Below are 16,438 nucleotides of genomic sequence, written 5' to 3' on the forward strand. Positions count from 1 at the left end.
CATCTCCGTTAAATATGGGGCCGCTGCCCCGTGGCCCCCGCCATGGGGGCAATGTCAATTCAATGATTAAACTTGCGCGCCGATCTTCATGATCTTCAGCGCGTTGGTGCCGCCTACCAGGCCCATAGGCTCGCCCCACGTCAGCACGACGTTGTCACCGCGCTGCACGATGCCGCGCGCGATCAGCAAGTCTTCCACGGAACGCAGCACCACTTCGCGGTCGCGCGTCTGTTTCAATTCCAGCGCCGTCACGTTGCGGAACAGCGCCAGCTTGCGCTGCGTGGCCACGCTTGGGGTCAGCGCAATGATCGGCACGTCGATGCTGTTGCGGCTCATCCACAGGCAGGTGGAACCGGATTCCGTCAGCGCGGCAATGGCTTTCACGCGCAGGTGGTGCGCGGTAAACAGCGCGCCGTACGCGATCGACTGGTCGATGCGGCTGAAGGTGGTGTTGATCAATTCCACGTCCGGGTTCGACGGGTTCCACTTTTCCGCATCCAGGCAGATGGCGGCCATGGCTTCCACGGTTTCAACCGGGTATTTGCCGGACGCGGTTTCCGCTGACGTCATCACCGCGTCGGTGCCGTCCAGCACAGCATTGGCCACGTCCGATACTTCGGCACGGGTCGGCACGGCGTTGACGATCATCGATTCCATCATCTGCGTGGCGGTAATGGCCAGCTTGTTCGATGCGCGCGCCATCTTGATCATGCGCTTTTGCAGCGCCGGCACGGCGGCATTGCCCACTTCCACCGCCAGGTCGCCGCGCGCCACCATGATGCCGTCGGACGCGTCGAGGATTTCCTGCAGCGCCGGAATCGCTTCGGCGCGCTCGACTTTCGCGATCATGAACGGCTTGTGGCCATACGGCTCGCCGGCGATGTTGGCCAGCTGGCGCGCCATTTCCATGTCGGTCGCGTTTTTCGGGAACGACACGGCGATATAGTCAGCCTGGAAGCTCATCGCAGTCTTGATGTCTTCCATGTCTTTCGCCGTCAGCGCCGGCGCGGACAGTCCGCCGCCCTGGCGGTTGATGCCCTTGTTGTTCGACAGTTCACCGCCGATTTTCGTCGTGGTGTGGATTTCACTGCCGATAATGCGGTCCACCGTCAGCACGATCAAGCCATCGTTCAGCAACAGTACGTCGCCCGCTTTCAGGTCGCGCGGCAGATCCTTGTAATCCAGGCCCACGCGTTCCTGGTTGCCCAGTTCGCCGTTTTCACCCCACTTGGCGTCGAGGATGAACTTGTCGCCGTTTTCCAGCTGGATCTTGCTGTTTTCGAATTTGCCGATGCGGATTTTCGGGCCCTGCAAGTCGGCCATGATGGCCACTTCGCGGCCGACGATGGCGGCCGCTTCGCGCACCATGCGGGCGCGATCAACGTGATCCTGTGCTTTACCGTGCGAGAAGTTCAGGCGCACGACGTTGGTGCCGGCGCGGAACATGCGGACCAGCGTCTCGATGTCATTCGAGGCCGGGCCGATGGTGGATACGATTTTGGTCGCGCGCTGCTTGTTGGCCACCTGCGCATGTACATTCACACTGTCTTTCGCTGTGTCTCTCACGGTATTCCTCTTGGATGTATTAGTCAGCACTACAAAAAAAGACCGGCGCCTGCGCCGGTCCCAATACTTGTTCTTGATCAGCCGCTGTTGCGCAGTCCTGCCGCCACGCCGTTAATGGACAAGTGAATACCTTCACGGGTCGCGGCGTCGGTATCGCCATCGCGGAAGCGGCGCAGCAGTTCCACCTGCACGTGGTTCAGCGGGTCGATGTACGGGAAGCGGTTGCGGATGGAGCGCTGCAGCAGCGGGTTCGCGTCCTGCAATTCCTGCTGGCCGGTGATTTGCTTGACGGCTTCCACGGTGCGCTCATGCTCCGCTTTAATGCGGCCAAAGATCGATACACGCAGCGCTTCATCGCGCACCAGGGTTGCATAGCGGCTGGCAATGGCGATATCGCTCTTGGCCAGCACCATGTCCATGTTCGACAGCAGCGTGGTGAAGAATGGCCATTCTTTGTACATCCGCTGCAGTTGCGCCAGGCCGTCCGGGTTATTGGCCAGGAACGCTTGCACGGCGGAGCCGAAGCCGTACCAGCCCGGCAGCATTACGCGGCACTGCGCCCAGCTCAGTACCCATGGAATCGCGCGCAAGTCTTCAATCGACGTGGTCTTTTTACGCGATGCCGGACGGCTGCCGATATTGAGCGCGGCAATCTCGGAAATCACGGTCGACTCCCAGAAGTACTGTTCAAAGCCTTCGGTTTCATAGACCAGCGAACGGTAGGTGCGCAGCGCTTCATCCGACAGCGCCTGCATCGCAGACAATTGCGCCGGCTCGGCGCGGCCTGCCGCGCTGTCGCCCAGCAAGGTCGCTTCCATGGTCGCGGCCACCATGACTTCCAGGTTGCGGCGGCCCACTTCCGGGTTCGCATACTTGGCGGTGATGACTTCGCCCTGTTCCGTCAAGCGGATGCGGCCCTGCACGGCGCCAGGCGGCTGCGCCAGGATCGCGTCATACGACGGGCCGCCGCCGCGGCCGACGGAACCGCCACGGCCGTGGAACAGGCGCATCTTGATGCCGTATTTTTCAAACACTTGCACCAGCTCGATCTCGGCCTTGTACAGTTCCCAGCCCGACGTGAAGTAGCCGCCATCCTTGTTGGAATCCGAATAGCCCAGCATGACTTCATGCATGCTGCCGCGCGAACGCAGCAAGTCCATGTACAACGGAATGGCGAACGCCTTGGCCATGATGGCGGGACCGGCGCGCAAGTCGTCGATGGTTTCAAACAGCGGGATGATGTTGACCGCCATTGCCGATTCCGCATCCACGCGGCCGGCGCGCAGCAAGCCGTGTTCTTTCAGCAGCAGCGCCACTTCCAGCAAGTCGGACACGCTGGCGGCTTTCGAAATAATGTAGTTGGTCACGCATTCCGGACCGTAGGCGGCGTGCGCTTCTTTCAACGCGCGGAAGATCGCCAGTTCGCCGGCCGTGTCTTCGCTGTATTCCAGGTAAGGGGAAATCAGCAGGCGCGGCGTATGCAGTTCTTCCAGCAGCAGCTTGCAGCGGGAATCTTCATCCAGCGATTTGTAGTCGACGCCTGGACGGGCTGCCGACAACAGTTCCGCCACGACGCGCTCGTGTACGTCGGAGTTCTGGCGCAAGTCGATCGGCGCCAGCGAGAAGCCGAACACTTTGACGGCGCGGCGCAAGTGGCGCAGGCGGCCCCGTGCCAGCACTGCGGAACCGTTGGCCACCAGCGAGCGGTGGACGATTTCCAGGTCGGCCAGCAAGGCTTGCGCGTTGGCGTACGGCTGAACCTTGGCGTCGGCTTGCGCGCCGGTGGCAAAGCGCAGGCGGTTGGCGGACAGGCGCGCGTGGATGCCATAGATGGCGCGGCGGTATGGCTCATCGATGCGGTGCGGCGACAGGTCGGTCGACGCATCGGCCAGCGCGCGCAATTCATCCGACGAACCCGTCATGCTTTGCGCCAGCGACAGTTGCGACGCCAGCTTGTGCAATTCGGTCAGGTAGTGTTCCAGCGCCACGTCAGCCTGGCGCTGCAACGTCGCCTTCAGGATGGTTGCGGTGACGAACGGGTTGCCGTCACGGTCGCCGCCGATCCAGCTGCCCACTTTCATAAAGGTTGGCAATTCTTCCTGGGCCCAGTGCGGGTCCAGCTTGGCCAGCGTATCTTGCAGCGAGCAATACAGTTGCGGCAATCCGGACAGGATGGTGCGGTCAAAGAACGACAAGCCGTTTTCCACTTCATCAAGCACCGACAGTTTCGCCGTGCGCAGCAAGCGGGTATTCCACAGCGTGTGGATACCGCGCGCCAGTGCGTTGTCATTGCTTTCCTGTTCGTCCGGCGTCATTTGCACACGGTCGCGCTCATCGAGCACGCGGGCAATCGCCATCTGGCAGTTCAGCGTGGATTTACGCTGCACTTCGGTCGGGTGCGCGGTGAAGACGGGGCTGATGTGGGCATCGGCAAAGAAGTCAGGCAGCGCGTCGAGGCGGCCGGCATGGACGACGTTTTGCACGGCCTTGGCCATGCTGCCCACGCGCGGCGCGGAACCGGCGATCAGGTGGGCGCGGCTGCGGCGCGTGTGGTGCTGGTCTTCCGCGATATTGGCCAGCAGCGAGAAATACGTGAAGGCGCGGATCAGCTGGCTGGTTTCTTCCTGGCCCAGCGCGTGCAGCGCCTGGTCCAGTTCAGCCTTGGCCTGCTCGCACTGGTCGCGGCGGAAACGGATCGCCAGCTGGCGAATGTTTTCAATGCGGTTGAACGCTTCTTCACCGTGCTGTGTGCGTATCGTATCGCCCAGCATGCGTCCCAGTTGCCGGATATCCCGTCCCAGCAACTCATCCTTGAACTCAACCGCCTTCGACCCATCCATGTTGCCGTCCTTCACCGATATGTAGTAATTTTACAGATTAGAATAAGAATTACACCAAATACGACATAGGCTAACTATAAGCCCGCGCATACATCTGGTATAAGGTAAATTTACTACATTATGTGCAAAATCGCTAAAGCAGGCAACTAGAATGTTTTGCGACGCAGCATGGGGGGCATAAAGGCACGGTCGTGCCATTGATAGTTGTGTAGACCAATCGTTGCGCTAAGACAAAATAACAGGCGGCGCGCCCTTCTAGCATGGCATTTCCTTCCATCAAGGAGTTGCTATGAAAGAACTTTCCCGCTCTGTGCCTGCCGCTTGCGCGGCGTTGTTGTTTCAAGCAAGCGCTTTACCTGCATCGGCAGAACAAATCTTACTGCAAAAAAACGGCGTATCGGAAGCGGTCAGCGGCCAAGCCGGCTGGCCGCCGCCGGTCAGCGTATCGCGCCCCCCGCCACCTCATCCCGCAGCGCCTCGATCCGCCTGATCTTTTCCTGCATCTTCGCCAGCTCCGCTTCCGGCACCCCGGCCGCCCTGCCCCGTTCCAGGTCCGAGCGCAGGCGCGGCACTTCGTCTTTCGCCGCTTCGGCAAAGGATGCCAGCAGCCGGGCGTGCTGGCCCTGCTCGAACTGGCGGTACGCCTGCGGGTCAGCCAATTGTGCGGCAGTTGGCTGCGCTTGCGTGGCCGGATCGTCGTGCACCACGGGCGGCGTGCGCGGGTCGCCGTTTTCACGCGCTTCGGCCAGCGACAGCCACGCGGGCGTGCTGCTGTCGACCGGCTCCAGCGGCACGCGTTCCGGTTCTTGCGGCGGCTGGTCCGCCATCGCTTGCATCCATTGGGGACCATCGTCGCCGCGCGCCACTGGCGCGGATGGCGGCGCCGCAGTTCTGCCGACTGGCTGCGGGACCGCTTCGCCACGCACCGGCCACATATACCAGGCCAGGGCCGCCGCGCCCACTGCCGCGGCAATCACTGTAATACGCTTCATGGCGCCACCTCCAGCACCCGCAGCGGTGCATCGAGCAGGCTGCGGTTCAATTCAATATCCGCCTCGCGTACGGCGCGGGCGCGCAACGCGGCCAGTTGCGCAATGGCCGTACTGCGCGCAATGGCGCGGCTGGCCACATAGCGCACGCTCTCTGCTTCAGGCGGCTGGTAGCCGTCGATCCGCTGCTCCACCAGGACGATTTCCCAATACGCCTTGTCATGCGGGCCGACGGGCGCGCGCACGGGACGCGATGGCGTGCCCGGCGGCTGTGCAAACGCCAGTTGCTGCAGCCAGCCCGTCTTGCCGGACGCGCCGATCCAGCCCAGGTCACCACCGTGCGCAGCATCGTCCGCTGCCGAATATTGGCGCGCCACGGCGGCAAAGTCCATGCCGCCTTTCAGGGCCGCATACGCCGCTTGCGCGGCACCTTCGTCGTCCGTACGCACGTGGCGCGCTTTGACTTTTTCAATGCGGCGGAATTCATCGCGGTGCTGGTCGTAATATGCGCGGACCGCCTGCATATCCGCTTGTGCGGCCAGCCGGTCCAGCAGCGCGCTGCCGCTGTCCGTATCCGTGCCGATGCCGTGCAGGCGCTGTACCGCCAGCGTGATGGCCTGATCCGATAAAGCCTGCCGCAAATCCGCCAGCGCCGCCGCGCCGAAGCGCGCCTGCGCCCAGTCCAGCACGGCCGCGACGCCCAGCGCCTGGCGTGCCTGCTGCTTCAACGCGCCGCTTTGCCGCGTGTGCAGCGCAATGCGCCCCTGCACGTTCTGGCGCCGGTACACGTCATACAGCGACAGCGCCGCCTTGCCGCCACCGGGCAGGCGGTAGGACAGCACTGTCACGGCTTTCGCCTGCTCCACTTGCGCGGGCGACAGCGAATAATCGAGCCGCAGCGCGCCTGGTTTGCCGAACACGGCATCCAGTGTTGCGGCGCTGATCACCGGCTCGCCCACGATCAAGCCATCGAGCGTACCGCCCGGCAGCTGCGCCAGCGTCTGTTCCAGTTGATCCCTGTACAGGTTGCGCAACAGTGCGGCGATCTGGTCATCCAGCGCCACGTCGTGCGCATAGCCGACACCCTGCCCCGTCAATAAAACCGCTTCGCCCCATTGCCTGCGGGCGCTGGCGGCCAGCAGGCGCTCGGCCACCAGGACTTCCAGCGTGGAACTGCGGGCAGCCTTGGTATCGGCCAAACGCGCCTGGCGCCACAGCACGTCCACGGTGAACGCATGCAGTGGCGCCGCATCAATGCGGGCTGCCAGCGCGGGATCCTCGACGCCGTACCGGACGGCCGCCGATGCCGGCGCTGATACCGCTGCCGCCAGCACGGCCGCCGCCGCGCTGACGGACACGGTTAGCGCCGCCGCGCGCACGGCCCTGTGTATCGCAGCGCCACACACGCCTGCCAGGACACCGCGCGAACCCCCATGCGCAGCGGTCCCCGGCAGCGCCGGCCTCACAAAAACTGCCCGCTGCGCCATCAGTTACCCAGCCGTTCAGCAGCGCGGTTCAGCACATGCACCACCATCGCGATCGAATGGGGAATCATTTGCTTTGCCACGCGGGTGCGGTCGCCCTGGTCGCTGGACGACAGCACGATGCCACCGTTCGCATACGAATACGTGCCGCCCTGCGTCAGCAGCGGACGGATATCGACTGCCGTGGGCGCCACCGGCGTGAAGTCAGCCAGCGCAGCTTTTACCAGTGCCGGGTCATTCAGCTTGGCCGAGTCATAGTAATCCTGTACCCACTGTTCCCAGCCGCCATGGTCGTGCGCGGATGTGGTCCACGTGTGGTGCGGCTGCAGCAAGTCCGTCGTGTGCAGCACGAAGCCCAGCGTTTGCGCAGTCGGCTGCGCGAGGAATTGCTGGAACCAGTATTGACCCAGATTGTCGATCGGCTGGAACGGCATGGTTTCGAAGTCGGCGTACTGGTTCACATTCGAGCTGCCGCCCAGGCGGTAGTGCGCTTCCGTGATGCCATAGCTGTTGTATTTGCTGCTGTCGCCAAACCAGCCTTTCAAACCGCCGGGACCATCATCGAGGTAATCGCCATACAGCCAGCCTGCCGCCAGGTTGTCGACGTCGCCGTTGACCGTCAGCTTGGCATAGTTATAGCCGCCGAACGGGTTGCCATGCACGTCGGGACCGGACGTGTGGTTCTGGAAGTGCCAGTACGACGTGTATTTGACGATCGATGCCCCCGCGCCCCACACCGGCGCCAGCACGCAGCTGCCCGTCGATGCGCCGCACAGGTACGTATCGGCGAAGTCATCGACGTCATACGCGCCCTGGCCCAGCGCCTGTGCGAACTGGTCAACCGTATAGCCGGCCCGTGCAACGCCCGCCGCCAGCTTGTTGTAGTTGGTGATGGTTGGGTTGTTTTTCATAAACGCCACCGCGTCCAGCACGATACGGCGGTGGGTTTCCTGTTGCCAGGCGTGAGCAGGCGCGACGGTGCACGCCGCCATGGCCAGCGCCAAGGCAGTCATTCCGAGTTTCATAGAGCTCCTATAGAAAAGTACGAACGGTCGTGTTCGAACGAGGGCAGGAGCGTAACATAACAAATCGGCAAATTTAACTATTTGGCAAATTTGTCACATTAGGTTTGCTAAAAAGCCACACCTTATATGTGATTCATGACATTTTCATGACGAAACGGTGACAGCGGAATGACAGCGTTCAAGGTTTCGGCATGGACCGCAGCGGTGTGGCGGGGCGCAACGGACCCTGGCCATCGACGACGACCCGCTGGCTGGCCTTGGCCGTCGATGCGCCGATGCCGGCCAGCACGCGCATGGCGCCCAGCAACACTTGTTGTTGCACGTCCATGTACGTGCCGTACGATGGGTCCAGCACGTAATACACGACTTCAAATTCCAGCGCATCCTGCGTGACCGATTTCAAATGCGCGCGGTCGAAACGCACTTGGCGCTGCGCTTCCACCACGTGCTGCAGCGCCTCCGGCACCCGCTCCGCCACATCCACCGCCGTCGATGGCGACAGGTTCAGCGAAAATTGCACGCGCCGGTTCGACATGCGCTTGAAATTGCGCACCGTGTTTTTCAATAAGTCCGCATTGGCTATGACGATCTGTTCACCGCTGTCGGCGCGGATGCGGGTGGTTTTCAAGCCCACCTGCTCCACCGTGCCGGAAAAGCCGTTGACGCTGATGGCGTCGCCCACTTCAAAGGGCTTGTCGACGGCAATCGACAGCGAGGCAAACAAGTCGCCCAGGATGTTTTGTACGGCCAGCGCCACGGCGATACCGCCGATCCCCAGGCTGGCGACAAAGGCGGAAATATTGATGCCCAAGTTGGACAGCACGGCCAGCAACAGCACCACCCACAGCGCGGTCTTCAACGCCCACACCATCAGGGTGCGGGCCACAGTGGGGTTGGCGGCCCCTGTGTCACGCATGCGGGACGACGTGCGCGCGCCGAAATAGCGGCGCGCGCTGACGTCCACCAGCTGATTGGCGTACAGCCCGATTTGCACGCCAAGGGTAATGAACCACAGGTGTGTGACGCGGTCCGCCCATGGCTGCGCCAAGTCCAGCACAGTCAGCCCGATGAGCAGCGACGCCATGACTACCACGGTATTGCTGGTCTTCTTCAGCATGGCGCACAGCATTTCCGCCATCGGCCGGGCGGCGCGGCGGTCGGCCTGCATGCGCTCCAGGCGCTGGCGGCACAGCGCCACCAGGCCATGAATGACCGCGTAGCTGGCCAGGGCCACCGTGATACTGAGCAGCCAGTTTTGCCAGTCGGCGCCGTCAAATATGCCTTCAAACGATCTGATGAATTTGTGGTAATCCAAAATGTGTTCCTTTCAAGCAGCTTTTCTTCAATGTAGCTGTCTCGACAAGAAATTGCTGTGCGGACGCGCACATATGGATGGCATCGGCGGCGGCGCGGGACATTCTCCGACAGCGCTGCGGCGCGTGCGCCGCTATGGAGACCGCTGCCTGGCCGCCATACTGCAGCCATTTAAGGAGAGCCAGACCATGAAGACAGGTAAAGAACACAGCCTGGGCCGGCAGCCCGCCGTGCGCGAAAGCGGCACCGTCGCCACCGGCGATCCGGCCAACAATGTCATGACGCCGCACAGCGCCGATCCAGCAACCGATGGGGGCGAACATGGCGCCGGTGCGGATGCCGGGCAAGCGCCTGGCGGCCTATTGCGCGGCACGAATACCGTGCACCGCAACGGCGTGCCCGGCGATGCCTCTGCATCAAAGCGTGGGCACGAGGCAGGCACACGTGGTTCAGGCATGCCGGTGACCAGCGGCGCGGGCCAGCTGGCGGATGACCGGCCGGGCCGCGATGCGCCCAAAGGGCAGCAGTACTGAATTCGCCGGCTTACCTGGGCCGCTCCTGCCATGCGGCGATAAATTCCGCCGCGCCCAGCTCCAGCGATTCCCTGCCCTGCCCCGGTTTGTACAGCTGGCTGCCTATCCCGAATCCCGTGGCCCCGGCTTGCAGCCACTGGGCCATATTGGCCGGCGTCACGCCGCCGACGGGCCACAGCGGCGTATCGGGCGGCAGGACGGCTTTCATGGCTTTCAGGCCGCCATACCCGACCATTTCGGCCGGAAAGATTTTCAGCACTTTCGCCCCCGCCGCCAGCGCGGCCAGCGCTTCCGTGGGCGTGGCCACACCCGGCGCCGTCAGCATGTTCAGGCTGGCCGCATGGGCTATCACACCCGGGTCGCAGTTGGGCGCCACCATCAAGCGGCCGCCCGCCGCATAGACGCCATCGACATCGGCCTTGGTCAGCATGGTGCCGCCGCCCACCAGCGCATCGGCAGGCTTGAGTTCGGCCAGGATGGCGATGCATTCCAGCGCCAGCGGCCGGTTCAGCGGCACTTCCAGCAGACGGAAGCCCGCGCCAAACAATACTTCACCGACAACCGGCGCTTCCGCCGGCGTCAGTCCGCGCAAAATGGCGGCCATCGGTGGATCAAATAAAACAGGATTCATGTTGGCGTCCTCATAAATTGGGCCAGCGCGGCGCAATACACCATATCCGGGTCCAGCAAGGTGGCGCGCACATTGAACAAGTCCGCCACGGCCGCATACACGCCACTCAAGGCGCTGGATGCGACCAGCCGGACCGCGCCGGCGCCCGCTTCCACATCGTTGCCCGCATGCCGCAGCGCACTGGCAAACTCCGTGCCGATCAACAGGCCGCTGACGCACGAGCGGGCTTGCGTGGCGGGCATCGCGCCCGCCACGACAGCGGCGCGGATGCCAAACAGCGCATTCGACAGCGGCGCCATATTGCGCGCCATGGCCACGCCACGCGCCAGCGACACCGGGTCGCCATCCGGTCCGGCCGCCATCAACGGCGCCAGCGTGCCTGACGCAGCCAGCATGGCAAACAGTTCGCCCGTCATGTACGTGGCCAGCCGGACAATACGGCCACGGCGCAGCTGCACCCATTTGCAGTGCGTGCCGGGCAGCACGATCCAGCCATCCGCATGGCCCAGCGCCATGGCGCCCAGCAGCTGGGTTTCCTCGCCGCGCATGACATCGATACTTCCGCCATGGCCCTCCTTGCAGCAATAGCCCGGCAAGATCTTCCACTGGCAGCCGGGCGGCGCATCGCGCACCGGCACAGCTGATTGCGGCAATTTTTCCAGCGGCGTGGCGCAATCCAGGTAAGGCACCTGCTGCCACCCCTGCGCGCTGCCGACCATGCCGGACATCAGCACCGGCGTCGACGCAGGCACTTTTAACTGTTCGAGCAACGCCTGCAGCGACGGCAAGAACTGCCCGCCGGTGGCCAGGACGCCGTTGCCATCTTCATGCTGCAGCACGCAGCCGCCCGCGCTGTCCATCACGTAGGCGCGCCGGTTGGTGGTGCCCCAGTCGATGCCGACCAGTTGCGCCTGAACGCTGTCACCCCGCATGGCGTCCCCCGCTACCATTCCGCGACGGAGCCATCCGCATACCGCCACAGCGGGTTGCGCCAGTCCGGCGCATTGCGGCTGGCCGCCATGACCTTGTCTTCATCCACGATGACTCCCAAGCCCGGTTTCGGCAGCGGCGCGATATAGCCGTCGCGCAGCTGGAAGTCTTCCGGATTGCGCACGTAATCCAGCAATTCCGCACCCTTGTTGTAGTGGATGCCCATGCTTTGCTCTTGCAGTACGGCGTTGTGCGACACGAAGTCCACTTGCAGGCACGCGGCCAGCGCCACCGGCCCCAGTGGACAATGGGGCGCCAGCGCCACGTCATACGCTTCCGCCATGGCGGCGATCTTCACGCATTCCGTGATGCCGCCTGCATGCGACAAGTCGGGCTGCAGGATTGAAATGCCGCCGCGCTCGAACACGTGCTTGAACTCGAAGCGGGAAAACATGCGCTCCCCCGCCGCCAGCGGAATCGACGTGGATTCGGCCAGGCGCGGATAATACTCGGCCTGTTCCGCCAGCACGGGTTCTTCGACAAACAGAGGCCGGAACGGCTCCAGTTCGCGCAGCAGCACGCGCGCCATCGGCGCCGCCACGCGGCCGTGGAAATCAATGCCGAATTCCACCGTGCTGCCAAATTCCTCGCGGATTTGCGCGATGCGGGCCACGGCGGCATCGATGCGCGCGGAACTGTCGATGATTGCCAGTTCTTCCGTGCCATTCATCTTGAACGTGCTGATGCCGCCCTCCATCAACGTGCGCATGGCCGCCATGATGTCGGCCGGGCGGTCGCCGCCCACCCAGCTGTAGGTCTTCATGCGGTCACGCACCAGCCCGCCCAGCAATTCATACACAGGCACACCCAGCACCTTGCCCTTGATATCCCACAGCGCCTGGTCGATGCCGGCAATGGCGCTCATCAGGATGGCGCCGCCACGGTAAAAGCCGCCGCGGTACATGGCTTGCCACAAATCGTTGATGCGCAGCGGATCCTTGCCCATCACGTACGGCGCCAGTTCATGCACGGCAGTTTCCACCGTGCGCGCCTTGCCTTCAATGACCGGCTCGCCCCAGCCGACGATGCCCTCGTCGGTTTCCATGCGCAAAAACATCCAGCGCGGCGGCACCCGGTACGTGCTGATTTCAGTGATTTTCATGGTATTCCCCGGTTACGGTTCCGCCCTGGGCGCCCGTACCCCGGCTGCGCTGGCGGCGCCTGCCGCCGCATCGCGGCCGCTGCGCGGACGGCTCTGGGCCTGCTTTTCCAGTACCCGTTCGGCAGCCTTGCGGCCCGCCAGGAACGCATGGTCCGAGTTGTAGTATTCCCACTCGCTGTAGCGGCCCGCCAGGATGATGTCGTGCTGCGCCAGCCACGTGCGCACGGTTTCCACGTTGCGGGCCCGCGCATGGTCATATACGACGTAGGCGTACGGCATATCGACTTCATTGGCGGTGATGACCTTGTCGTCCGGCTGCATCATGCCGACCTTGATGCAATCGTCGATACAGCGCTGGATCAGCGCTTCACCTGTCAGCGGCAGCGGTTTCCAGGGCGAGTACGAGATTTCACACGTGATGCCAAAGCCGCCCGGCGCATTGCATTCCGGGCTAGCGTTGCCCTGCACGAAGATGCGGTGGAAAATCGAATCTTCGGGATAGTAAATCCAGTGCTTGTCCGTCACGTGTTCACGGCCGATGCCGATGTTCACGCAGCGGATCGACACATGTTTGAGGCCGTGCGCCGCTTCCTGCACGTGCGCCGGCGCCTGCGCCCCGATCAGCCGCACCAGTTCCGGCAGCGGCATCGTGCTGATCAACTGGTCATACTGGTAGCGGCGGCCATCGGTCAGCGCCACCACATGTTCGTCCGGCAGCACTTGCGCGATATCGGCATTGAGTTCCAGCTGCCCTTTCAAGTGCGGCAGGAAGCCGTTCATCAGCGCCTGGAAGCCGCCCCGCTTCGGATAGCCAAAGCGGGCATTGGGCCCCATGGGTTTCGGCACGGGCTGCAGCGCGCCATCGATGATTTCACCGAGATCCGGCAGCGGCACCCGGCCGCCCAGCCACGACGTTTCCATTTCAGACAGCGGCACGGTCCACAGCTTGCGGTTGTAGGGAATCGCAAAGTGCTTGCCGATGCCGGCGCCCCACACTTTGTAGATGAATTCCTCGAAATTGCGGGGTGCGCCGTCTTCATTGGCTGCCTTCGCGGCAGGGATGTCCGTCCCGTCGGCACAGCAGTCTTCGATGCCGGGCAATGCACAATCCTTGCCCGGCGGTGGCGCCTGCTCCGCTTTGCCATAGCGCGCATCGATGGCGCCCATGATGCATTCGCGGATCACGTCCGGCGGCAAGCCGTACAGCGCGCCCTGGAATGGATAGCGGGTAAACACTTGCTTGCTGTAGACCCACGCTTCGCGCATTTGCCAGTGCTGGTTATCGCCCAGCAGCACGTCGTACAGTTTCAGCACGTACGGGTCGTTGGAAAACATGATGTGGCCCGCATGGTCGAACGTAAAGCCCTGGTCTTGCACGGAGCGGCACCAGCCGCCCACCGTGCTGTTGCGCTCCAGTAGCACCGTGTCGGGACCGAGGTGGTAGGCGGCGGACAGGCCGGTCGGCCCGGCCCCGGCAATCACGCAGCCAAAGCGCTGCGTGGCGGCCTGCACAGGCAGCGGATTAATGCTGGCTTGATGCGTGCTGGCCTGCTGCGCGCGGGCCTGGCCGGTGCGCGCCGCATCCAGCGCAGCGTGCGCACCCTGCTCCGCAGCCGGCCCGCTTTCCTGCGGCATCGCGCCTGGCAAAGTGGCGCGCCGTCCCGGCGGCGTCGTATCGATCAGCTGATGCATGTGTTCCGCCGTCGCATCCCATGACGTGCGGGCCACGATTTCCTGCATGCGCGCCGCCATGGCCTGCGTCTGCTCCGGACTTTGCGCCAGCGCCGCCTCGCAATGGGCCACGAATTCTTCATGGGTATGGCCTATGGCGACAATATCCCCGTATGGCTGCTCGACGTCGCGGATTGCCGTGCTGACGATCGGCAGCCGCGCCGCCATGTATTCCAGCACCTTGGTCGGGCTGATGAAGCGCGTTGCCTCATTCAGTGCAAACGGCATCAGGCACACGTCCCACCCGGCCAAGAATTGCGGCAGCGCTTTATACGACTGCTGGCCCAGGTAATGGATGTTGCGGCGCTGCGGCAGCGACGCGGGATCGATTTTCACCACCGGCCCCACCATGACGATTTCCCAGTCCGAATGCGCATCGGCCAGCGCGGCCAGCAAGTCCGCATCAAGCCGTTCGTCAATCACGCCGTAATAGCCTAAGCGCGGACGGCCGATATGCTCGTGCAGCGGATGGCCGTTGCTGCGGTCCAGCGCCTGCTCGAAATGCACGGCATCGACGCTGCTGGGGAAGCAGTGCACGTTCGTGTGGCGCTGGCGCTTCGCTTCATACAGGCTGGGGCCGCCGGTAAAGACGATGTCGGCAATATTGAGCAGCGCAGTTTCCCGCTGCAGCAATTGTTTGGGCGGGTTGCGGAACGCGGACAATTCATCCATGCAGTCATACACGACCAGGCCCGCACGCAAAGGCTGCAGCAGCGGCAAGGCCATCGGCGTGTAAAACCAGGCGATGACCTCTTCGCCGTCGGGCGCCAGGTCATCCATCATCGGCAGCAGCAGTGGAATCTGGTCGTCGTGGAATCCCGTCACGTGCAGCGGCGTATGCGGCTGGCACACGGTGATATTCGGCGCCGGCTGCCGGGTCTTCAATTCCGGCGGGCCGTCTTCGTGCACCGGTTCTTCGACGAACAGTATCCGGTAATACTTGGCCAGATGGCTGAGCAGGTGCTGTGGACGCTGCCAGACGAAATCCCAGCGCAAGTGACTGAATACGATCATGGTTTGCATGGCTCTCTCCCGTTGTAGCCCGCTTGGGGCGTGATATTCGCACAGCGCACTGGTCAGGCGCTGCGCCTGTTTGAGGGCGGTGGCGTACGGCGCCACCAGCACCCTGTCGAGCGACGTGGAAGGCGGTCCCTGGATGCCGCATTCGACATCCCATAAGCCGCTGCGGTGCCAGTGCGCCGCGTTCTCCCAGTCGGGCCGGTCGATGGCTGGGTACAGGCAAATGCCGTGGAAATCCACGCCACGCTCGATCGCCATTGCAGCCTGTTCCGCTGTCTCGCGGATCCAGTCGCCGCGGCCGCTGCCGACATGGCTGGTTTCAGCCAGCATCAGCGGCCGCCCATACCGCTGCTGCAATTCGTGCAAAATTTCATGGAGAGGTTCGCGGCGCGGGTGATCCAGGTGCCACCACAGGCGTTCGTTGGTGCCGCTTTCCCACTGGTTGCTGTGGTAATAGTTACAGCCGATGATGTCGAGGTAGCGGTCCGCGCCGCCCAGTTCCGGATCGCGCCGTCCGCACAGCATGTCCCACGCTTCGAATTGCGATGCGCGCCAGTTGCGCGCCTGTTCGGCCCATTCCGGGTGGCCTTCCGGCGCCACCACGTGGATGATGGGATCGCACTGCAGGAAGCGCGCGCCGGGCGCCACTGCGCGGATGGCGTCGCAGCCGGCAATGGCGGCCCGCACCAGCTGGCGCTTGCCTTCGCCGCCCGCATCCGGGTGGTGCATGTTCTTGTGCCGGAACATATGCACGGACAAGCCCCAGCACATGAAGGAAATTTCATTGATGGGGGAATACACGGGCGCCTCGCCCACGTACGGCGCGAGGAATTCCGCCGCGGCCTTGCAATAGCGGGCAAAGCGTTCAATGAATTCCGGCGCGTACAAGTCGATATCGGCGGGCATGCCGTAATGGAAAAAAGTCCAGCATGACTGCAAGCCCAGTTCCTGCGCGGCTTTGGCCCGGCCTTCAATGATGGAAAAGTCGAACACGCCGTCTTTTTCCACCAGCCGCCAGCCGATCGATTCCCGCACGGTGCGGATGCCGAATTCGGCCAGCTTTTCGTAATCTTCACGGGCCCGGTCCAGGTGGCCCGTGACAGCGTTCATGTCTTGCGCGTGCCCCGCGTGGTTGATATGGTCGGCCCCTTCATATCCGGCCTGCCAAAAGCTGGCGAATGGCGATGGTGATGGCGATTGCATCTGGCTCCCC

Annotated in this window: 11 protein-coding genes; 1 reads left to right on the plus strand and 10 read right to left on the minus strand. The window is 63.4% G+C overall.

The features are described from left to right. Nucleotides 1-66: 66 nt before the first annotated feature. From pyk to GM668_RS05635, 6 genes are all read right to left on the minus strand, one after another. A complete protein-coding gene (gene pyk / locus GM668_RS05610) occupies nt 67-1,566 on the minus strand; it encodes a pyruvate kinase (protein ID WP_371868638.1) in 1,500 nt (499 codons plus the stop codon). 77 nt (nt 1,567-1,643) lie between these two features. Continuing rightward, on the minus strand, nt 1,644-4,406 hold the full coding sequence (gene ppc / locus GM668_RS05615; protein ID WP_155437954.1) for a phosphoenolpyruvate carboxylase: 2,763 nt from the start codon (nt 4,404-4,406) through the stop codon (nt 1,644-1,646). Nucleotides 4,407-4,843: 437 nt separating this feature from the next. Then, the gene (locus GM668_RS05620; RefSeq protein WP_155437955.1) at nt 4,844-5,398 is read right to left on the minus strand and encodes a flagellar biosynthesis protein FlhF; all 555 of its coding nucleotides are present in this window, start codon (nt 5,396-5,398) and stop codon (nt 4,844-4,846) included. Next, nucleotides 5,395-6,753, minus strand: a complete 1,359-nt coding sequence (locus tag GM668_RS05625) for a peptidylprolyl isomerase (RefSeq protein ID WP_371868639.1) — start codon at nt 6,751-6,753, stop codon at nt 5,395-5,397. Before GM668_RS05625 ends, GM668_RS05620 begins: the two co-directional genes overlap by 4 nt. A 128-nt stretch (nt 6,754-6,881) precedes the next feature. Then, the gene (locus GM668_RS05630; RefSeq protein ID WP_211923347.1) at nt 6,882-7,904 is read right to left on the minus strand and encodes a phospholipase C/P1 nuclease family protein; all 1,023 of its coding nucleotides are present in this window, start codon (nt 7,902-7,904) and stop codon (nt 6,882-6,884) included. Between the two features lie 178 nt (nt 7,905-8,082). Then, nucleotides 8,083-9,219 carry a mechanosensitive ion channel family protein gene (locus tag GM668_RS05635; protein ID WP_229498965.1) on the minus strand — a complete coding sequence of 379 codons (1,137 nt, stop codon included), beginning with the start codon at nt 9,217-9,219 and terminating at the stop codon, nt 8,083-8,085. A gap of 187 nt (nt 9,220-9,406) precedes the next feature. Between GM668_RS05635 and GM668_RS05640 the strand changes: the two genes are divergently transcribed. Next, complete coding sequence (locus tag GM668_RS05640) at nt 9,407-9,751, plus strand: hypothetical protein (protein ID WP_155437957.1); 345 nt, start codon at nt 9,407-9,409, stop codon at nt 9,749-9,751. 10 nt (nt 9,752-9,761) lie between these two features. Here the strand turns inward: GM668_RS05640 and GM668_RS05645 are convergent, their stop codons facing one another. From GM668_RS05645 to GM668_RS05660, 4 genes are read right to left on the minus strand one after another with little or no spacing between them, the layout of a single operon-like run. Continuing rightward, nucleotides 9,762-10,382: a 2-dehydro-3-deoxy-6-phosphogalactonate aldolase gene (locus GM668_RS05645; RefSeq protein WP_155437958.1), complete on the minus strand. Its 621-nt coding sequence runs from the start codon at nt 10,380-10,382 to the stop codon at nt 9,762-9,764. Continuing rightward, nucleotides 10,379-11,314 carry a 2-dehydro-3-deoxygalactonokinase gene (locus GM668_RS05650; protein ID WP_155437959.1) on the minus strand — a complete coding sequence of 312 codons (936 nt, stop codon included), beginning with the start codon at nt 11,312-11,314 and terminating at the stop codon, nt 10,379-10,381. Before GM668_RS05650 ends, GM668_RS05645 begins: the two co-directional genes overlap by 4 nt. 11 nt (nt 11,315-11,325) lie before the next feature. Continuing rightward, complete coding sequence (gene dgoD / locus GM668_RS05655; protein ID WP_155437960.1) at nt 11,326-12,474, minus strand: galactonate dehydratase; 1,149 nt, start codon at nt 12,472-12,474, stop codon at nt 11,326-11,328. Between the two features lie 12 nt (nt 12,475-12,486). Next, entirely contained in the window at nt 12,487-16,428 is a 3,942-nt protein-coding gene (locus GM668_RS05660; RefSeq protein WP_155437961.1) for an FAD-dependent oxidoreductase, read from the minus strand. Between the last annotated feature and the right edge of the window lie 10 nt (nt 16,429-16,438).

This window comes from Pseudoduganella ginsengisoli (assembly GCF_009720865.1).
GTDB lineage: Bacteria > Pseudomonadota > Gammaproteobacteria > Burkholderiales > Burkholderiaceae_D > Rugamonas > Rugamonas ginsengisoli.